18 protein-coding genes and 1 pseudogene are annotated in these 19,342 nt (G+C 38.8%); 6 read left to right on the top strand and 13 right to left on the bottom strand.

The annotated features are described in order from the left end of the window. The first annotated feature begins 5 nt into the window (after nt 1-5). Nucleotides 6-977 carry a glycosyltransferase gene (locus tag NSU19_RS06005; protein ID WP_339199234.1) on the top strand — a complete coding sequence of 324 codons (972 nt, stop codon included), beginning with the start codon at nt 6-8 and terminating at the stop codon, nt 975-977. Nucleotides 978-1,060: 83 nt separating this feature from the next. After that, nucleotides 1,061-1,807, top strand: coding sequence for a sulfotransferase family 2 domain-containing protein (locus NSU19_RS06000; protein WP_339199232.1), 747 nt, complete (start codon nt 1,061-1,063; stop codon nt 1,805-1,807). 130 nt (nt 1,808-1,937) lie between these two features. On the opposite strand, the gene rfbD is transcribed toward NSU19_RS06000, so the two are convergent. Genes rfbD through rfbC form a run of 3 tightly spaced genes read right to left on the bottom strand, consistent with a single transcriptional unit; the run spans nt 1,938 to nt 4,326 of the window. Further along, entirely contained in the window at nt 1,938-2,789 is an 852-nt protein-coding gene (gene rfbD, locus NSU19_RS05995) for a dTDP-4-dehydrorhamnose reductase (protein WP_327862834.1), read from the bottom strand. After that, nucleotides 2,786-3,766: a dTDP-glucose 4,6-dehydratase gene (gene rfbB, locus NSU19_RS05990; RefSeq protein WP_339199230.1), complete on the bottom strand. Its 981-nt coding sequence runs from the start codon at nt 3,764-3,766 to the stop codon at nt 2,786-2,788. The genes rfbD and rfbB overlap by 4 nt, the downstream gene beginning before the upstream one ends. Further along, the gene (gene rfbC, locus NSU19_RS05985; RefSeq protein ID WP_327862832.1) at nt 3,763-4,326 is read right to left on the bottom strand and encodes a dTDP-4-dehydrorhamnose 3,5-epimerase; all 564 of its coding nucleotides are present in this window, start codon (nt 4,324-4,326) and stop codon (nt 3,763-3,765) included. The genes rfbB and rfbC overlap by 4 nt, the downstream gene beginning before the upstream one ends. A gap of 179 nt (nt 4,327-4,505) precedes the next feature. Here rfbC and NSU19_RS05980 point away from each other — a divergent pair, with 179 nt between their 5' ends. Then, on the top strand, nt 4,506-5,279 hold the full coding sequence (locus tag NSU19_RS05980) for a sulfotransferase family 2 domain-containing protein (protein WP_339199227.1): 774 nt from the start codon (nt 4,506-4,508) through the stop codon (nt 5,277-5,279). Nucleotides 5,280-5,326: 47 nt separating this feature from the next. On the opposite strand, the gene NSU19_RS05975 is transcribed toward NSU19_RS05980, so the two are convergent. From NSU19_RS05975 to gmd, 8 genes are read right to left on the bottom strand one after another with little or no spacing between them, the layout of a single operon-like run. Then, a complete protein-coding gene (locus tag NSU19_RS05975) occupies nt 5,327-7,063 on the bottom strand; it encodes a DUF4214 domain-containing protein (protein WP_339199224.1) in 1,737 nt (578 codons plus the stop codon). A gap of 26 nt (nt 7,064-7,089) precedes the next feature. Then, nucleotides 7,090-7,794 carry a sulfotransferase family 2 domain-containing protein gene (locus NSU19_RS05970; RefSeq protein WP_339199221.1) on the bottom strand — a complete coding sequence of 235 codons (705 nt, stop codon included), beginning with the start codon at nt 7,792-7,794 and terminating at the stop codon, nt 7,090-7,092. Between the two features lie 21 nt (nt 7,795-7,815). Continuing rightward, on the bottom strand, nt 7,816-9,450 hold the full coding sequence (locus NSU19_RS05965; protein WP_339199219.1) for a hypothetical protein: 1,635 nt from the start codon (nt 9,448-9,450) through the stop codon (nt 7,816-7,818). A gap of 34 nt (nt 9,451-9,484) precedes the next feature. Next, complete coding sequence (locus NSU19_RS05960; RefSeq protein ID WP_339199217.1) at nt 9,485-9,985, bottom strand: hypothetical protein; 501 nt, start codon at nt 9,983-9,985, stop codon at nt 9,485-9,487. Beyond that, nucleotides 9,982-11,019 (bottom strand): glycosyltransferase family 4 protein, encoded by a 1,038-nt coding sequence (locus tag NSU19_RS05955; RefSeq protein WP_327862826.1) that lies wholly within the window; start codon nt 11,017-11,019, stop codon nt 9,982-9,984. The genes NSU19_RS05960 and NSU19_RS05955 overlap by 4 nt, the downstream gene beginning before the upstream one ends. A 6-nt stretch (nt 11,020-11,025) precedes the next feature. Continuing rightward, nucleotides 11,026-12,141 carry a DegT/DnrJ/EryC1/StrS family aminotransferase gene (locus NSU19_RS05950; RefSeq protein ID WP_339199214.1) on the bottom strand — a complete coding sequence of 372 codons (1,116 nt, stop codon included), beginning with the start codon at nt 12,139-12,141 and terminating at the stop codon, nt 11,026-11,028. Nucleotides 12,142-12,182: 41 nt separating this feature from the next. Continuing rightward, on the bottom strand, nt 12,183-12,821 hold the full coding sequence (locus tag NSU19_RS05945; RefSeq protein ID WP_339199211.1) for an acetyltransferase: 639 nt from the start codon (nt 12,819-12,821) through the stop codon (nt 12,183-12,185). A gap of 5 nt (nt 12,822-12,826) precedes the next feature. After that, the gene (gmd, locus tag NSU19_RS05940) at nt 12,827-13,807 is read right to left on the bottom strand and encodes a GDP-mannose 4,6-dehydratase (RefSeq protein WP_327862823.1); all 981 of its coding nucleotides are present in this window, start codon (nt 13,805-13,807) and stop codon (nt 12,827-12,829) included. A gap of 246 nt (nt 13,808-14,053) precedes the next feature. Between gmd and NSU19_RS05935 the strand changes: the two are divergent. From NSU19_RS05935 to NSU19_RS05925, 3 genes and pseudogenes are all read left to right on the top strand, one after another. After that, a pseudogene (locus tag NSU19_RS05935) lies at nt 14,054-14,431 on the top strand (transposase); the annotation flags it as partial. 563 nt (nt 14,432-14,994) lie between these two features. Beyond that, nucleotides 14,995-16,218, top strand: coding sequence for a glycosyltransferase family 2 protein (locus NSU19_RS05930; protein ID WP_339199208.1), 1,224 nt, complete (start codon nt 14,995-14,997; stop codon nt 16,216-16,218). Beyond that, a complete protein-coding gene (locus tag NSU19_RS05925) occupies nt 16,215-17,162 on the top strand; it encodes a GDP-L-fucose synthase (protein ID WP_327862821.1) in 948 nt (315 codons plus the stop codon). The genes NSU19_RS05930 and NSU19_RS05925 overlap by 4 nt, the downstream gene beginning before the upstream one ends. Here the strand turns inward: NSU19_RS05925 and NSU19_RS05920 are convergent. After that, nucleotides 17,156-18,271 (bottom strand): glycosyltransferase family 1 protein, encoded by a 1,116-nt coding sequence (locus NSU19_RS05920; RefSeq protein ID WP_339199204.1) that lies wholly within the window; start codon nt 18,269-18,271, stop codon nt 17,156-17,158. The two genes, NSU19_RS05925 and NSU19_RS05920, sit on opposite strands and share 7 nt — an antisense overlap. Further along, the gene (locus tag NSU19_RS05915) at nt 18,268-19,272 is read right to left on the bottom strand and encodes a sugar phosphate nucleotidyltransferase (RefSeq protein ID WP_339199971.1); all 1,005 of its coding nucleotides are present in this window, start codon (nt 19,270-19,272) and stop codon (nt 18,268-18,270) included. Before NSU19_RS05915 ends, NSU19_RS05920 begins: the two co-directional genes overlap by 4 nt. Nucleotides 19,273-19,342: the final 70 nt, after the last annotated feature.

The raw sequence follows: 19,342 nt of genomic DNA, 5'->3' as shown, positions 1-19,342 counted from the left end.
TTTTAATGAAAATTCTCTACATTCCATCTGGCCATAAAGGAATCTACACGTTTTTTGACCGATCCCTTTTTCGCGCCTTTAACAAACTGTCCATTCCATTTGTCGTTCACCACCCTTTAGAGCCGATTCAAAAGCTTACAGAATTGCTACTTAAATTTCAGCCAGACCTTGCTTTAACAATGATTGGCGACAAAATTCCGCTGCAAAAACTAAAACTTATGAAAAAAAGAAACGTTCCTGCCACGGTTTGGCTGACAGAAGATCCTTACTATTTAAAAAAAACAATACAATATGCTTTTTGGTTTGACTTTGTTTTTACTGTTGACCGATTTAGCGCCGGCTGGTATCAAAAACAGGGAATTCAAAACGCCTTTTATTTGCCGCTTGGAACAGATTTTTCTACATTTTATCCAAAACAAGCGGCACCTCTTTTTAAAAGCGATATTTGCATCATCGGCTACCCGTATGAGAACCGAAAAAAACTCGCGGAGCTTCTGATCAAGGAAACGCCTTACCGACTAAAACTAGTTGGATTATGGAAATTAAATCTTTCGAAACATCAACAAAAACGGGTATCTGTCCATTACGGTTGGGTTTCTCCCGGCATCGCTTCATCCTATTACAACAGCGCGGAGATCAATGTCAACACTTTAAGGCCCATCAACGATTCCCATAATGACACGCTTGACTTCATACCATTTCGATCATTGAACAATCGGACGTTTGATCTTGCAGCGTGCGGAGCTTTTCAAATTGCTGAAAAAAGCGATGACTTGGAAGATTTTTTTATGGAAGAAGAAGAAATTTGCATTTTTTCTGACTTTCAAGAAGCCGTACAAAAAATAGATCGTTATATGAAAAACAAGCAGAAACGGGAACGAATCGGCCGAAATGCACAAAAAACCGCCAAAAGCCGTGATTCATTTGAAAACAGATTGAAACAAATGATTGACTCGATTTCTGGAAAAAATGAGTAATTGATGTATTTTTTTCTAAGAAACACATTCACTCTTCAAATGCATAAAACATAAAGTATAGATACTTTAAGGAGAGTGAGCAAATGTATAAAAAACACATGAGGCTTCCGCTCGTTATTTTCATGCATATTCCAAAAACCGGAGGACTTACTATTAGAAAACTGATGGAACAACAATACCGTCTGAAAGAAATTATGCTTATTCGATCTGATCTCGATCTTAATCAACAAATGAAACAGGCGGATAACACACAAATAAAGGCTCTCTATGGACACAATCGGTTTGGAATTCATCAGCATATACAAAAGCGGTCCTTTACGTATATCTCCATGCTAAGAGATCCTGTTGAACGGGTTATTTCCACTTATTATTTTATCTTAGAACGCCCGCAAAATCGATTGCACCAATTGGCGAAAAAAGTCACCTTCGAACAGTTTGTCCAAGAAAAACATCCTGAATTTCATGTTCCGGTAAACAACCACCAAACGAGATTTATGTCCGGTAAAAAAATTCCTGACTTAAAGCTTGCGCTAAAAAATATGGAGCAGTTTTTTTCAGTTGTCGGCGTTACGGAAAAATTTAACGAATCGATTTTTTTAATGAAAAAACATTTAGGTTGGAAAAATATTTCTTATCAAAAGGTAAATCAAACTAATAACAGACCGAAAAAAAGTGATCTTGACGATTCTTTGATCCAGCTCATTGAGTCAAAAAATCAGTTGGATCTTGCCCTTTATAGTAAAGCAAAAGAAAAATTGGAGAAGATGCTGGATGAGCTTACAGCTAAAGAAAAACAAGAATTGAACAAATATTTGAAGAAACAAACTTGAGGGGGTGTCTAATAAGTCATTTTTACGGCTTATTGATGCCCCCTTTAATGTATTAGAAACGTTGATATATCGGTGTTATGATTTTTTGTTTTCAATGGGGATTTGACTTTCTGGACAGCCCCTTGTTTCGTTAATGTCCCCTATTGTTCACCATATACTCCTTCAAAGCCTCTTCCCACGAACGCAGGCCGGCAAATCCATTTAGTCTTAAAGCAAAATTGTCAAGGACGGAATAATGCGGACGTTTTGCTTGTCTATTTATTTCTTTTGTTGTGCAAGGGATGATTTTGATATCTGTGTAGCCTGCTTCGTTTAAAATTTGATTGGCAAATTGAAACCATGAACATTCTCCGGCATTAGAAATATGGTACACCCCGTATTTTTCCGTAACCATAAGCTCGATCAATTTTTCGGAAAGATCTTTCGTGTATGTTGGCGAACCGATTTGATCATTTACAACTTGAATGTTTTTCTTTTCTTTCGCCAATTTGATCATCGTCTTGACAAAATTTAACCCTTTTTCGCCAAACAGCCATGACGTTCGGACAATAAACCATTTTGAATGGAACTGTTTGACAAATGTTTCTGCTAGCAGTTTTGAATGTCCGTATATATTGAGCGGTTTTGGAACATCGAATTCGTTGTAAGGGCGATTCTTTTCCCCATCAAAAACGTAATCTGTGCTGATAAACATCAGCTTCGCTCCGACTTTTTCGCTCAATACCGCAACGTTTCGCGTACCTATTCCGTTGATCAAATAAGCTAGATCCTGCTCTCTTTCCGCCAAATCTACATTCGTGAAGGCAGCCGCATGAATGACAACATCAGGTTCAGCCTCTTGAAATGCTTTATAAACTTTGTCAAAATTCGTAACATCTAGTTCTGCTTTGCCAAAAGAAAAAACTTCATACCCTTTCTGTTTTATAATTTGTGTCAAGTCTGTCCCTAACAGCCCTTTGCCTCCCGTAACAACAATTTTCATCCCTTCTCACCTTTTTTTAGCGGCTTCCACCACGATTCATGCTCCACATACCATTGAATCGTTTTCTTTAAACCATCCCTGAATAAGCGGTTCGGCCTCCATCCAAGCTCTTTCTCAATTTTCTCAGGATTGACCGCGTATCTGAAATCGTGCCCCGGACGATCCTGCACATACTCGATCCATTCATCAGATAAATTCAATTGCTCCAAAATTAGCTTGGCGATTTCATTGTTTGTACGTTCATTTCGGCCGCCGACATTATATATTTCTCCCGGCTTTCCTTTATGAAGTATCAAATCAATAGCTGCAACATGATCTTCTACATATATCCAGTCCCGGATGTTTTCTCCGGTTCCATAAATCGGCAGCCTCTTTCCCTCCAATGCGTTTGTAATAATTAGCGGAATCAGCTTTTCTGGATATTGAAAAGGGCCGTAGTTGTTGGATGATCTTGAAATATTAACGTTTAACCCGTACGTTTTATAATAGGATCGCACAAGAAGATCAGCTCCTGCTTTGCTTGCAGAATACGGGTTGTTCGGTTTCAGCGGCGAATCTTCCGTAAAACAGCCGAATTTAGTAAGGGATCCGTATACTTCGTCGGTAGATATTTGGACAAACTTTTGTATACTGAAATCTTTTGCAGCTTCCAGAAGAGTTTGCGTTCCAAGCACATTTGTACGGACGAAAACTTCCGGCTCGCGAATGCTTAAGTCTACATGGGATTCGGCGGCAAAGTTGACAATGGCGTCAATTTGTTCAGATTCAATGATTTGTCGGACGAGCTTCCGATCCTGAATATCGCCTTGAATAAACATATAGTTTTGATGCGCTTTAATATTTCCTAAGTTTTCCAAATCCCCCGCATAAGTCAATAAATCAAGATTCACCAGCTTATAATCGGCATATCGCGCGATCATCCGGCGAATAAAATGACTTCCGATGAAGCCGCATCCGCCTGTAACAAGAATGTTCACGGCCAACTCCTCCAGACAAAATCGTTTTCTGCCTCACGAAGCGGAGGAAGACTTGCATCTTTTACCGAAAGAATCGGTTTTTGAACAGGCCAGCTGATTTGAAGTTCATCATCATTCCAACAAATTCCGCGGTCGAATTCCGGTGAATAAAATTCATCCACTTTATAGATTACTTCTGTTTCTTTGACGATGGTGCAAAAACCGTGGGCAAAGCCTTTCGGTACAAGAAGCTGTCTTTTGTTATTCTCTGATAAAATAAATCCTTCCCACTTTTTGAAAGTCGGCGATCCTTTTCTAAGATCAACGACCACATCCCAAATAGCTCCCTTAATGACGCGAATCAGCTTTGTTTGCGCTTTTTCAGAAAGCTGATAGTGCAGACCACGCAAAACTCCAGAAGAGTTGGAAAAAGAATGGTTATCTTGGACAAATTTGAAAGAAAATCCAAGCTTTTGCAGCGTTTTTTCGTTAAATGCTTCCATAAAATATCCACGTTCATCTAGAAAAACGTCTGGTTCAAACAGAAAGACATCCGGGAACATCGTGTTTATGACATTCATTGCGCGTTCCTCCCCATATCTTCATTTTATGAACGCATCAACGGTTTCATGAACTGCATCCGCCTCTTAAAAGAGAAAGAAATTAAAGGAACAACCTAGAACTTTCATACATTGCTAAAAATATTGTAATTATATATAAAACAGCAAATGATAAAAAATTGTAAAAAAGGCGGATGAAAATGGGAACAATGATTCATATTCAAAAAAAAGCCCCTTTAGTAATTCATCTTCATATGCCGAAAACCGGCGGAACAACATTAAAAAAAATCATCAAAAAAAATTACCCGAGAAGTAATGTTTTCGACGTATACTTAGACCATCAACAATTGGAAACACGGCTTCAGGAGATAGCTGAAAAAGATGTCAAGTGCTTGCAAGGTCACATGCCTTTCGGAGTTCATCATGTTTTCAAGCAGCCAAGCACTTATATTACACTGTTAAGAGATCCGGTTGATCGGATCATTTCAGAGTATTATTTTATCCGAAGCATTCCCTGGCATAATTCTCATTTAAAAGTTTCAAAGATGAGTTTGGAAGAATATCAGGAATCACCAATGAATCAAAATTTGCAAACTCATTACATTTTAGGGGGAAAGTTTGGTTCTCCTCTATCAGAAGAAGATTTTGAACAGGCAAAAAAAAATTTAGAAACACATTTTTCCGTTGTCGGCATTACGGACATGTTTGATGAATCTTTATTTTTGTTGATGAAACAATTTCAATGGGCGAACACGCTTTATACGAAAGCAAATGTCACAAAAAAAAGACCCGCAAAACATGAAATTTCCCAGGAAACAATTGAAAAAATCAAAGAAAACAATAGAACAGATATAAAACTTTATGAATTTGCCAAACAGCGATTAACCGATCGAATTTCCTCTTTAGATTTTTTGACAAAAAAACATTTGAAAATTTTTAAGAAAAAAATAAACGAGTATAAACAATTACATTAATATAGCAGAGGGAAACGGAGATGAGAGTTCAGAGAAATTAGCGAGCTTTAACCTATGAGTTCATGCATCAATGCCAAATATTCGCTTGATACATCTGACCACGTTCGCTCCAAAGTTGAGCGAAAGGCCGCCAATTGTTTTGGCAGGAGATAATTGTGCTGTTTCCACAAGTTGAAGAGCGCCCGTTCAATCTCTTCTATTTGATAAGGATTAAATGGGACAAAATCGTTCAAATCATGAACTATCTCTTTTACCACTTCCATATTGCTGACAGCAACAGGAGTCCCCATAAGTAATGATTCCAGCATTTGAAACGGGCAGCTGCCTTCAAAAAGCGTTGGAACAACTGTGCCAATGGCATATTTATATAGAAGGGAAATATCAGTCCACGGCAGCCTACCTAAAAAAATAATCCGGTTTCTGAAGTCCGCTACTTGCTCCTTCTGCAAAATATCTTTTATCTTTCCAGCTAAAGGGCTGTTTACATAATGATCAGTGAAAACAAATTTCAGATCGGCTTCTGGATAATTTTTACTAAATCGCAAAAACGCTTCAATAAGCCTTTCTATATTTTTATGCCAGCGAAACACTGTTGGATATGTCATATAATTTCCATACAGTTTATATTTGTTCCTAAATGCTTCTTCCGTTGTTACAGCGGATGAGCTGTACTCCTCCCTCGGCGCAGCAAGTCTGATTACGCACGTTTTCTCAATAGGCAGTTTTAGCACATGCAGCCCTTCATGATTTCTGATAAATTCGGAATGAAATACAATTTTTTTAGCTTTCTCTGCTACCTTTTTTACAGTTTCATGAAATTGATCGTAAAAGATTTTATTTTGTTTATACATACCTTGAAAATGTGTGTAAACAAGATCATGCAGACAGAGAATCATCGGCTGTTTTAAATCAGCTGCCTGTTTCATCCCGGCGTATGGGACGATCCAGCCATCAACCATTACGTTTTCGTTCAGCCAGCCAATTGTATCAAATTGAATCAACTTTATTTGTGCAGGAAATACTTTTAACAAAGTTTGAAACGCCTGTTGGATTACGCCATAATTAAGCGCCTCTATTGCTATTATTGTTTTAATACGGCCGTTGTTTTTTAACATTCCTTCAAGAAGTCTTATGACAAAACGCCCAATCCCTTCGCCGTCAAAATTGTGAATCTTTATAGAGTAACAGAGAAATACTCCTATTGTTACATTGTTCGAAAATGATTTTTCCACCTTGCTCCTTCCTTTATGAAGATGTTCTCTTTCTGGCCGGACTTTGGAAGCGAAAGCAAGAGCCATTAAAAGCTTTCGAAATTCTTCTGAATAGATGAGACGAAAGATGATTTTGATTCGGGAAATGCCTTGTTGAAGCCGCTGAATTTGATCATTCCATTCTTCTTGTCTTGGCTTGCGAAGAAGAAAATGTTCATAGATTTTAAGTATGAAGTCTTCATTTTGGGTAAACAGACACTCTCTTATAAATTTTAATACTGTTTGTTCGTTGTTTTTCAATTGATTGTTTGCATATAATTTTTTAGCCTCTTTGCTTTGCATCATTTTTAGAATTATTGCAAACTTTTTGTGACTACTAGAAGCCTGTGTAGCAAGAGCCTGCAAACTATCTTTTTCCGGCTCCCGCTCAAGTATTTGTCTGTATAGCTCCCAAACGAAGTCATTTCCATCCAGCTGAAGCACTTTTGACAAAAAATGCACAACCGTCTTGTCGCAATGGCCATACATTTTTTGTAATTGTTTGTTTCTTTTTCGCAATTCGGCAAAATTCATTTGACGGCATCTCCTTCCATCCAAATTCAAATGGATGCAAAATTTCTTTTAAATTGATTGAGCTCACGCTTCGTTTGATCATCTAGCCCTGCTATTTTTTTTAAAAGCTTATTTTTAGCAAAATTGTACACTTTTAAATCAATTTCATTTTTTTTACATATTATTTCAATCGTCGATTTTGGCAAGTGTTCTCTTAAAGGCCGATTGCGGTTGACATTACTTTTTTCCACAAAGACTTCTTGCCAATGAAACTTCTTTTTCATAAAAAACAGTGACTCGGCAAAAAGTTCCGTAATGCCCACGACAGAAAAATAAGTTGTTAAAATCATTTTCGCTTTTTCAAAACTTGGAGGATCATCCCCACAAATAAAACGGGTTTGCAAATTGCTATAGGTCAAATTGAATATGTCATCGTTTAAATAATCTTCAAAACTGCCGTCATAAGGGTCGAGGTAGGGGCTTTTATAGCGGTAATAAAACCATGAAGTCACGTGTTCAACCGGTTCTCTCAACATTGTGATATAAGTGCATTTTTTAGATACATAACGATGCGCGCCAAAAGGCAGATGACCTAAAATTGTCTCAGCTCGATCCAGATCCATTTTTAGTTTAGATAAATCCCCTTTTTCATAATGAAAATTGTTTTGATATTGTTGTTCGATCACTTTTGTTAAAGTCGTACCGCCTGTTTTTGGGATGTGAAGAAAAATAAGAAGTTCATTTCCATTCACTTTGCTCACCCTTTCCTCAGATTAATCCAGTTTTTCGACGATTAAATTCTTTAACTCAAACGTATGATTTCCATTCCAGACAAACCTAATTTCCTTCAATAGTTCAGCTGTTTGTTGCGATATTTCCGCAGAAAACGCAACAATATTTTTTCCTTGCTTTAAATTGGAAACAGCGGTTGATCTAATCAATTGAAACTCTGGATTCCAAACTCCGATCGAAAAAACTCCAACAGATGAAGGAAACGATTGTCCACTGATCAATTCAAGAGAAAAAGAATACCTGCCAGGGGACATCTTCTGAATATATTGTCCTATCAACATTCCAACCGGATCTGAACCTTTTTCAGCCCTCTTCGCAATAAATTCGCCTTTGTGGTCGTAAATCATTTTTCCCGTTGTTCCGCTGATGTTCTCCATACTGAAAACTGTCCGTTGCCCCATTATGACCGGCAAATCCGTTTGAATATCAGGACTTCGGAATAAGGTATTTTTTGATAGATTGGCAATCGTTGTTTGTGCACGCTCTTCTTTTCGACGTTCCCGAATGTACGGCCTTATGCGGCGGAAAAATATTTTCGTTCTAGTTAATGCTGCTTGGCGGCTGAATATTTTTCCAAATACGTTCGATTGATCGTTCGCAAGGTTTTGCAAAGCTTGAATATTGTTCATTTTGCTCAAGACAAACTGTTTTATTTCTTTTGGATTTGCACACATGCCGATTTTTTTCAGTTCATTGTCGTTTATACCGTGATCGCGTGCTTCTTGAGCCAGACCTGATTTTTCAAGAAAAACGACTGGCACTCCCATTTCAATCGCTTCAATCGGAGTGTAATGCAAATGGTAGTTGGAGCCTAAACCGAAATAAACGAAAATCCGGCTTTCTGTAATTTTCGAATAAAATGACAAATCGTCCAAATGGCCAAGAATTTTGTCGGATATGCCTTTAACTGCATTTTTAGAATTTTTTCCAAGAACAACGAATGGAATCTCTTGAAATTCATTTATAAAATTTTCGAAAATCCCCCTTGCTGCAGGATTACTGTCCAAATAGGAAATCGTCGTGCTTACATATGGTTTGGAAAATGGACCTTTCCATGCAAATTCAAGCCTTTCTTTTGATACAAATGCATTTAAATAAAATTTATTTTTGATGATTCTCTTATCTTCCCGATCATCTAAAGAATGTAATATCGGGCACCAAACATATCGTTCGGATGCAGTGATTTGACCGATATCTACATGAAGACGGTTCATTTGCTCCGTATAAGTTGTATAATCTCCATGGCCAAAAACACGGAATACAATGTATCCATGAAACCATTTGCTAATATTTTGCAAAATTTCTGGGTAGTTTGAAACAAATATGCAATCGATCCATTGATTGATCAGTTTTGCTTCTTCTGTTGACAAATTTCCTTTTTTTCCTAATATGTTTATTCTTCTAATCTGTTCCACAATATTGGTGGGAAGCGTGCATGACTTCCTCCAATGCGGATAAAGCCGGTCTGTTTCATCATCGTAGCGGCTGTCAAATTTTAACCAAAACCGGTCTCCCAAACATGGAATGACTTCGGCGCCGGCCTCAATTAACAACGGAATTTCCTCATATCGCAGCGTTTGATGAGTGCAAAGCCAATAAATCCTTGGTGCAATCATTCTGACACCTCCAAAATTCGGTCTTTTCTTCACATCAACAGATGAGTTTCTCGATGACTTTGTCCCAGCATTTATGTTCAGATAAAGGATGTGACAATATTTCACAGTCTTTCTTCCAATGTCTCTGGATGAATTCACGATCTTTAATCGACGGTGTATAAATGGCTGAAACATCAGCAATTGATCTTGCTCCAAAGTGAATCACTTTATCGATCATACGCGGCTTTAAATTCTTTTTTTCCAACTCCTGAAAAAAAGAACTGGTGTTCATAAGCCACCATGTTTTGCTCGAATGATCGACGAAACAGGCCGGAATTTCAAGTGCAATAATTTGATCAAAAAAACATTGAAGATGAAGCAGCCTGATCGACTTCACGTGGTCAATCAAAGCTTTTGAATCTGTCCAATCAAAAGGGATGTGGATAATTTCCGTTTGATGTCCGAATTGACTTATTTTGTTTACTAACTTCCTGGCTAATTCGTCTATACAATCTTTTTGGAAAGGTATAAAGTTTTTCACAACAGCGATTCTCAACTCAATAACCTCCGAACAACATGGTTCCAAGAAATGTCCATTGATTTCAATTTTTCATATCCTGCTTCACCGAGCTTTTTAGCCAGTTTCCTGCTGAAATAAAGTCTATCAAAACATTTGGCAAGTTCTTTCGGATCCGGTTGTGACACGAGTCCGTTTTCTTCATGTTCAATCAGTTCGAGTGTGCCGCCGGAATCAGTACAAGTAATAACAGGTTTTCGAGAGTAATAGGCTTCTAAAGAGGGATATCCGTAAGAATCCTCTTGATATGGGATATATAAGCAGGAGAGCGCTTTTGCCATTAATGCAATTTTCTCCTGTTCCGTGATCCATCTATTTAGAATCCAAACTTTGTTTGCTAAGCCATTCTTTTCGATCATTTGTTCTAAAAGAAATGCCATTTCTTTTGATTCGGTTTTTCCTGCAATAATGAGCTTTACACCTGACCTAGTGTATTTCATGGCTTTTATGGCTAATTGCTGCCTTTTATGATGAACGATTCGGCTCGGATAAAAAAGAAAATCACCGTACTTATCGCAATAAAATGCATCAGGATCATATAAAGGAGGATAGAGCACTTCAGCATCAATATGATTAAATGTTTTTAAGCGGTTCTTGACGGTATGCGAGTTAGCAAAGATTTTTTTTGCTTCCGAAAAGGCCAAATTGTCCGCTTCTATCATTCTGTTTCTAATATTCCTTCCGCTATCAGTATTCGGAATATCTTGATAGCGGGTTCCCCAAAAATCGTAAGCCCCTCGATGATGATGGATAAACCAGATCACTTTCTGCGGATGCTTCACCAAATAGCTTGGAGGTCTGATGGCAATAAACCGATCTATATTTTCGCTTATTGGAAAAGAACGAATTGCTTTCATTTGCTGAAGCATCGTCGGGTAGTAAGAGAGAAAAGGTATTTTTAACATTTCCGTTTGATGGCCATACTCTTCTAGCTTTGCCTTTAGCCAATCAGCTATGAACGTTGCGCCGCCCCTCACATAAGGTACATACGTGCTTCCGATTAATATCTTCATCATCTTTTATCCTTTGCAATGGTATAAAATACGTTCTGCTATATATTGAATTTCTTCTTCTGTTAAGAGAGCATGAGTTGGCAAATTCACTCCCCGCCGCGCAATGTTTTCAGCAATTGGAAAACGGCCTTCCGTCTCTTGATATGGCGGCAATGTATGCATTGGATAAAAAATTGGCCTCGTCTCGATTCCATCATTTCTCAAGAGATTCATAAACTGGTCTCGATCTACTTTTGAGCGGTTTTTCAGCAAAATCGAATACATCCAAAATGAATGACGGGCCCAACTTTGTTCCTTTGGAGTTTCAATAAATTTTCCCAGCGGTTTTAAATAGTGGTCATATAAAGTGGCAACGGTGCGGCGTTTCTTTAAATGAAATTGAATGTTCTCAAGCTGCCCGAGGCCGACAGCGGCTTGAAGATTTGTCATGCGGTAGTTGTAGCCGATGACAGGAAACCAATATTTTTTTGTTGGATCCATTCCTTGATTTCGAAGCAATCGGATTTTCTCATCCAACTTATTATCATTTGTCGTAATCATGCCTCCTTCTCCCGTTGTAATTATTTTATTGCCAAAAAAACTGAAACAGCCTATATGTCCGATTGCTCCAACTTTCTCTCCCTTGTATTCGGCACCATGTGCTTCAGCTGCATCTTCGATAACATACAAATTATATTTTTCAGCAAGTTTCATTACTTGCTCCATATTAACCGGGTGTCCGTATAAGTGAACGACCATAATTGCTTTCGTGCGATCGGTAATTTTTTCTTCCATTTTTTCCGGATCGATATTCCATGTTTTCTCCTCGCTGTCAACAAATACAGGGGAGGCTCCGCAATATGAAACAGCATTGGCTGATGCGATATACGTTAATGTCGGAACAATCACCTCATCTCCTGGTTTTATGCCGCATGCCAGTAAAGCAAGGTGCAGGGCAACAGTCCCGTTGGCACATGTGATGGCGTATTTTGTTCCGCAAAATTCAGCGAATTTCTTTTCAAATTCATCGACATATTTTCCAACCGAAGAAATCCATGTTGATTCAAGGCAGTCCAATACGTATTTTTTTTCATTCCCGTTCAAAAGCGGGTGTGCTAACGAAATGTTATAACGATTGCTCATGTTGTTCACCTTTCTACATTCATTCATCCCTGATTTTTGTGTCAAGGCTTGTTTTCTTTGAATATCCTTGCCGGTACGCCGGCAGCCTTTTTATAATCAGGTATTTGCCGAATGACCACAGCTCCGGCTCCAATAACCGACCATCTTCCAATTTTCACATTTGGAATCACTTTGCTTCCAGTTCCGATGAACGCCCCTTCTCCAACATGTACATTTCCAGCAACATTCGATCCAGGTGCTATATGGGTGTGGCTTTCGATGACAGCATCGTGATCAACTGTTGCACCAGTATTGATAATGGCATTATCACCAATAACTGCATCTGCATTTATCACCGCCCCAGGCATTACCGCAACCCCTTTGCCCATCTTGACAGTCGGAGCTATATAAGAAAACGGGCTGATGACATTCAGGTGCTGAAATCCTAATAAGGATAGCTGTTCGAATGCTTCTCTCCTCTTTTTATTGTCTCCGATGGCAACAAACGCATTCTGGATGCCTTTTTTAAGGAGTCCGGGAAGGATGCTGTCATCACCTATTACGGGCACTCCTTGCACGTTGGACTCTGTTTTCGATGGGGCTGTGCAGCCGGCTATCTCAAATTGGCTGCTGCTTTTTAGCATATCAATAATGACCTTCGCATGACCTCCAGCACCAATGATCACGATTTTTGTTTTCATGGACTTCACCTATTAACTTTTTTTAACTGTGATGAATATTTTTCTAAATCATAGTCAACCATCATTTTTACCAGCTCTTCAAAAGATACTCTCGGTTTCCAGTTGAGCTTTTTCTTCGCTTTTGTCGCATCGCCAAGCAGCAAATCGACTTCAGCAGGCCGGAAAAATTTTGGATCTTGGATGACAAATTCTCGCCAATCAAGACCGACATGATTGAAGGCAATATTGACAAATTCTTTTACTGTATGGGTTTCTCCGGTGGCGATGACATAGTCATCAGGTTTTTCCTGCTGAAGCATCAGCCACATTGCTTCCACATAGTCACCGGCAAATCCCCAGTCCCTTTTGGACTCCAAATTCCCAAGCCTTAGTTCTTTTTCCAAGCCCAGTTTAATTTTCGCCACCCCATCTGATATTTTTCGTGTAACAAATTCAAGGCCTCTCCTTGGCGACTCGTGATTAAATAAAATGCCTGAACAGGCAAAAAGAGAATAGCTTTCCCGATAATTAACAGTAATCCAATGACCGTATGCTTTTGCAGCAGCATAAGGACTCCTTGGATAAAAAGGGGTTGTTTCCGTTTGCGGTACTTCAGCCACTTTCCCATACATTTCGCTGCTTGAGGCTTGATAAAATTTTGCGTTTGGGTTTACGTTCCTTACAGCTTCAAGCATGTTTACGACACCCAGTGCAGTCACACTGCCTGTAAAAAACGGCTGGTGCCATGAATCGCCGACAAATGATTGAGCAGCTAAATTGTAGACTTCATCAGGCCGGGCAATCTTCATTGCATGAATAAGAGAATATAAGTCTTGTACATCACCGGGAATCATGTCAATTTCTTTTTCGATATGTTCAATATTTTGGTGATTTGGCGTTGCACTTCTCCTTTTTAATCCATATACTTTATATCCTTTCTTCAGCAAAAACTCGGCTAAATAAGATCCGTCCTGCCCAGTTATACCGGTAATCAACGCTTTTTTCAAGTTATCATCCCCATCCATATCAAAAGCCATTTCTACGTGCTAACAATATATGTTTTAAAAAGAAAAGCGTATAAATGATCAGCCTATTTTCAGTTATGTCCATATAATTGTGTAAAAAGGAAATAGAAAAAGAGCCATGTTGTTTCCCCTTTGGTAGAATAAACTGTGGACAAAACACTACACATAAGGAGGAATACAACAATGGCTCAAAATCATATTACTGGAAATGATGAACTTTTGCACGGGGCATGGCTGCTATTGGAACAAGTGCTGGCCAAATGGGAGGAAAAAGTGCCAAAAGCCATGCAGATCCTCGAAGAAGGATTTGAAGACGCCACAGCTGCATTGGACTAACTGGACCATTAGCGGCGGCACCTGCGCACGACCAACTGGGTAGAACGGCTGAACGAAGAAATCCGCCGTAGAGAACGGGTGATTCGCATCTTTCCGAACTGGGAATCGGTGTACCTCCTCGTTGGTGCCGTGTTGATCGAAATTGACGAAAAATGGATGTCCGGACGTAAATACTTGGATATGTCCGAATATTGGCAGTGGCGGAAAATGAAAGAGCAAGAAGCTCGATCGGTGAATCAGAAGGCTTCGGCGATCAAGAGAGTAGGATAACCCCTTCGCTGTGTCAAGGAGAACATGGAATATCGGAGCGAAGCGAGATATGCCGCAAAACTCCTTGGCACGTCTGTTCCTTGACAACATGATTGTTTGTCCGGGAAGGCGACCGGCTGGGAGACTTGCCGGACTTACCTTCTATACGTCAAGCCATCAGGTCCATGTTTTCTATCAAAGGTGTTTTCTGCAAGAAAAAAAATACAGAGTGTTGCAGTATATCTTTATCAAAATTTTGAATAAATATACATATATGTGATCTATCCATCAAGGGCTTGACATGGATCCTCTGTAGCCATGATTCTTTAGCCAAGCGCCAGCTTCAACAGTTTTGGCAAAACCAAAAAAGGTTATCATGGCTCCTCCTCCATGTAAAGCCCCATTGCATATCACTGCATAAGGATTTTGCAATTCTCTGCACTTTTATTTTGCAAAAAACATCAAAGGGGAATTTACACAATAATTTGGACTTGACCATATTTCCATCTCTCACATATGAAGAAGTTCACCCATATATATAGATAGGCTTTTTATGATCTTAAATTTTTTTGAGGAGGTACATGATGCAAACAGTTCCCCATGTTACCATTATCACTCCATCTCTCAATCAAGCTCATTTTATCGAAGACACAATACAAAGCGTGCTGTCTCAAGATTATTTCTCATTGGAACACATTGTCATTGATGGCGGTTCAACGGATGGAACTCTTGACATTTTAGAAAAATACCGCCAAACAGACTTGCGATTTCGGTATATTTCTGAGCCGGATAATGGACAGTCAGAGGCAATCAATAAAGGGCTGAATTTGGCTAAAGGGGACATCATCGGCTGGCTGAACTCCGATGACACGTATTGCCAGAATGCTGTTTCAAACGCAGTGAAAGCATTTGAGCAACATCCAGAGTGGACAGTTGTGTATGGAAAAGCGTTTATTATAAATGAAAAAAACGAAATCATCCGCTCCTATCCTGTTCGTCCTTTTACTATGAATCAATTATTTCATTCTTGTTTCATATGCCAGCCGGCAGCATTTATCAAAAAAACAGCTTTCGATCGTGCCGGCGGGGTCAATGAACATCTTGATTTTTGCATGGATTACGATTTATGGATTCGAATGGCAAAAAGGAAAGAAACGTTTGGGTTTCTAAATAAATATTTAGCAAACACCCGATTTTATGCAAACAGCAAAACAGGTGCGAAACTGTTTGATGCCGGCTTTCCTGAAATTATCGAAACGCTCAAACAGCATTTTGGGGCAGTGTCCAAACAATGGATTCTTTTTTTTCTCAACCATTTCCGGCACAAAGGGTCTTACCAATTTCTGTATTTATTTAAAAAATATTCGCTGCTTGGAAAAAGTTCAAAAGTACATTTGTCAAAGAAGGTAGATTACCTTCCAAGTTTTTCCGCGACGATCAATTCCAATCCTTCAGAGCCTGTTCAAGCCATTTTATTTAAAGGTGAATTAAAAAAATTTCGCACATGCCGCATTGAGATTGTCCACAATGGAAAAACGGTTTATCATTCAACTATTCGAAAAGGATCTTTTGAACTTGTGATTCCTCTTTTCATAAAAAACAGGGAGATAATTGAAGTGAAATTGAAACGGCCTCATGACCAGTATTACGCAGGAGAAACAATTTTTCGGCTGGACCATCTCCTTCCTCTATCCAAAAAGGAATGGGAATTTTACCAAAATTTTGAAAAAGGAGCTCGTGAAATAACGAAGTGGGTTCATCAACATTTTCCTGATGCACACTTTCAAGAAAAGGATGAAAATACATGAACATAAAAGAATTAAAGATCATTGTGACTGGAGGATCTGGTTTTCTTGGAAAACATGTTGTCAGCTGCCTGAAAGAACGAGGATGCCAAAATATCTTTATTCCAAGAAGCCGCGACTACGATTTACGAAAAGAAAGCGACATTATCAATATGTTCAAAGATTTCAAAACAGACATTGTCATTCATTTAGCAGCTGTTGTCGGCGGCATTGGAGCCAATCAAAAAAAACCGGCAACGTTTTTTTATGACAATTTAATTATGGGTGTTCAATTAATGGAACAAGCAAGAAGGTTCGGCGTAAAAAAGTTTGTCACTGTCGGCACAGTCTGTTCTTATCCTAGGCTTGCACCCGTTCCCTTTCAAGAAAAAGACTTATGGAACGGCTATCCTGAAGAGACAAATGCACCTTACGGCATAGCGAAGAAAGCACTGCTTGTACAAGCTCAAAGTTACCGAAAGCAATTTGGTTTTAATTCCATCTTTTTAATCCCTGTCAATTTATACGGTCCATGGGACAATTTCGATTTAGAAACATCCCACGTCATTCCCGCAATCATCCGCAAATGTTTGGATGCAAAAGAACTAGGAAGCGAACACATTGTTTTATGGGGCTCCGGCCATGCAACGAGAGAATTTCTTTATGTGAAAGATGCTGCATGTGCAATTGTATTGGCGACGGAACTTTATGACGAGGGACTGCCTGTCAATATCGGAACAGGGAAAGAAATATCTATTAAAGCGCTCGCTCATTTAATTAAAGAGTTGACGGAGTTTGAAGGAGACATCTTATGGGATGAAACGAAACCGGACGGACAGCCCCGCAGGAAGTTGGATATCCGTTTGGCAAAAGAAAAATTTGGCTTTTCAGCCAAAACCGATTTAAAAACAGGTTTGCAGCAAACGATTGAATGGTACCGAAAACATAGGGACTTCACCAATCAATGATTTTTTATTTGATGAAAGATTTCAAGCAATTTTTGACCGCTTTTATCCCATGAAAAATTTTTTGAGCGGACTTTTCCTTTCGCAATCACCTTTTTTCTTATCTTTACATCCATTATTTTCACGAGTTTATCTGCTATATCGTTCGGATCATACGGATTGAACAAAAGTCCCGCTGATTGGACGATTTCCGGTATGCTCCCGGCGTTTGCTGCGGCGATGGGGGTACCGGTTTTCATCGCTTCAACTAACGGAATGCCAAATCCTTCAAAAAGAGAAGGATAGATGAGGAAACTAGCGAGATGATACATATACGGTATATCTTTTTTCGGCACATATCCTAAAAAGGAGATTTGTTCGTCTAATTGCAGCTTTTGAACGAGACTTTGGATTTTGTCAAACTGTTGAAGATCAGCTTTTTCATAACCTGTAAAAACAATGGATATTGAATAGTTGTGGTATTTTTTTGCAACGGATAACGCCTTCAGCAGATTCAGATGGTTTTTATGAGGCCAGAAATTGGCTGGATATAGACCGAATTCAACCGGAAGCTGATATTTTTTTTTGATGCGTTCGATTTTTTGTTTCCTGATAGGCTGCTGAAACTCTTTCGGAGCATCTCCATAAATGACATCTATTTCTTTTTTATTTACTTCGAATTTTTCGATTATTGTCCGTTTAGAAAAATCTGAAATCGTTATAATGCGGTCGGCATGTTCGAGGGCATCTTTTATATCGCGATTGCGTTTTTCCCTTTCACTTTGTTGAAAAAACTCCGGAAAATATTCATGCTGAACATCGGGAATTAAAACACAAACCGGAATGTGAACAACTTTTGGAAACCTTGTAAACAATGGGCACAATAAAACATCAATGTTTAATTGATCAATCCAAGTCTTCAACTGTTTTTCCGTAGAATTGTTCATGGAAACGCTCAATTTTTTTACATTACATCCTTCGATGTTGAACAAATGCATCTGAAATTCGTTCAGAAACAGATAAAATTCATGCTCAGATGTTCTAGACATTCCCTCTATTAAATTGGCAGCAAACTGCTCCATCCCGCCCATTTTTCCTGACCAAAATTGAATCATGTTTACCGCAATTTTCATGTTCCGTCATCTCGTTCCTTTAACAACCTTTTGATTTCATGTTCTTTTGATTTATGACAAATTAAGAGACCATCTTTTGTTGAAGCGACAATCAAATCTTGAATTCCAATCAATAACGCATGCTTTTGATCGACTTTTACAAGACAATTTTTTACATCACTGGCTGTGACTTGCCCTATCAAAATGTTTTCTTCCTCTGATGAGGAGTAAAAATGTTCCAATGAACTCCATTTCCCTACATCATTCCACTGTAAGTCAACAGAAATTGTGTAAATGTTGTCCGCTTTCTCTAAAATGGCATAATCAACTGAAATTTTCGGCAAGGACTTATACACTTTTTGGACATGCTCATCGTCTTTCGTAAACGGCTCCCACAATTCAGGTTGAAACTTTTCCATATAGTACGCAATGGTCGATGGTTTCCAAATAAAAATGCCGCTGTTCCAAAAAACATGATCCATTTGATACAACGTTTTTGCCAGAGCGTAGGAAGGTTTTTCAATAAATGCTTTCGCCCTGAATACCGAATCCTCTTTCTTCACGCATTGAATGTAGCCATAACCCGTTTCCGGCCTATCCGGTTTTATGCCAAGCGTCACGATCGTATTAGACCTGCAAGCTATTTTTTCGGCAGCTTTCAAAGCCTTTAACAGCTCATTAGCATCTGGAATATAGTGATCTGCAGGTACAGCAGCAAATACTTCATCATCCTGTTTTTTTAAAAATGTTCGAGCGCAAAAAGCCATGCATGGTCCAGTATCTCTTTGGGCGGGTTCGATGAGGATCTGTTCATCAGAGATGCCCAATTGATCTTTTATCAAATTTTTATATTGTGCTGTAGTAATAATATATATATTTTCAACCGGCATCTGCCCGGAAAAACGTTTATATGTTTGCTCTAGCATCGTTTCATCCTGTTTGGTGAGCGGAAGAAATTGCTTAGGTTTTTCCTTTGTACTCCAAGGCCAAAATCTTGTACCTTGTCCTCCAGCCATTATCACGACTTTCAAAAAGCAACACCTCGTTTCGAGTTTCACAGTATTTTACGCAAGGCATAGATTTTTGTTTGAA

Origin of the sequence: Aeribacillus sp. FSL k6-2211 (genome assembly GCF_037966125.1) — a bacterium.
Classification (GTDB): Bacteria; Bacillota; Bacilli; order Bacillales; family Aeribacillaceae; genus Aeribacillus; species Aeribacillus composti.
The sequence above is the reverse complement of the archived record's forward strand: the minus strand, read 5'-3'. Positions and strand labels throughout refer to the sequence as shown.

Coding starts and splice junctions, on each gene's coding strand:
- NSU19_RS05975 (WP_339199224.1), bottom strand. CDS start 7,063: ATGAATTTTGCCGAATTGCGAAAAAGAAACAAACAATTACAAAAAATG.
- NSU19_RS05945 (WP_339199211.1), bottom strand. CDS start 12,821: ATGAAAACAAAAATCGTGATCATTGGTGCTGGAGGTCATGCGAAGGTC.
- NSU19_RS05950 (WP_339199214.1), bottom strand. CDS start 12,141: ATGAGCAATCGTTATAACATTTCGTTAGCACACCCGCTTTTGAACGGG.
- NSU19_RS05955 (WP_327862826.1), bottom strand. CDS start 11,019: ATGAAGATATTAATCGGAAGCACGTATGTACCTTATGTGAGGGGCGGC.
- rfbC (WP_327862832.1), bottom strand. CDS start 4,326: ATGAATGTCATAAACACGATGTTCCCGGATGTCTTTCTGTTTGAACCA.
- NSU19_RS05925 (WP_327862821.1), top strand. CDS start 16,215: ATGAACATAAAAGAATTAAAGATCATTGTGACTGGAGGATCTGGTTTT.
- NSU19_RS05965 (WP_339199219.1), bottom strand. CDS start 9,450: ATGATTGCACCAAGGATTTATTGGCTTTGCACTCATCAAACGCTGCGA.
- NSU19_RS06005 (WP_339199234.1), top strand. CDS start 6: ATGAAAATTCTCTACATTCCATCTGGCCATAAAGGAATCTACACGTTT.
- NSU19_RS05930 (WP_339199208.1), top strand. CDS start 14,995: ATGCAAACAGTTCCCCATGTTACCATTATCACTCCATCTCTCAATCAA.
- NSU19_RS05920 (WP_339199204.1), bottom strand. CDS start 18,271: ATGAAAATTGCGGTAAACATGATTCAATTTTGGTCAGGAAAAATGGGC.
- rfbD (WP_327862834.1), bottom strand. CDS start 2,789: ATGAAAATTGTTGTTACGGGAGGCAAAGGGCTGTTAGGGACAGACTTG.
- NSU19_RS05980 (WP_339199227.1), top strand. CDS start 4,506: ATGGGAACAATGATTCATATTCAAAAAAAAGCCCCTTTAGTAATTCAT.
- NSU19_RS06000 (WP_339199232.1), top strand. CDS start 1,061: ATGTATAAAAAACACATGAGGCTTCCGCTCGTTATTTTCATGCATATT.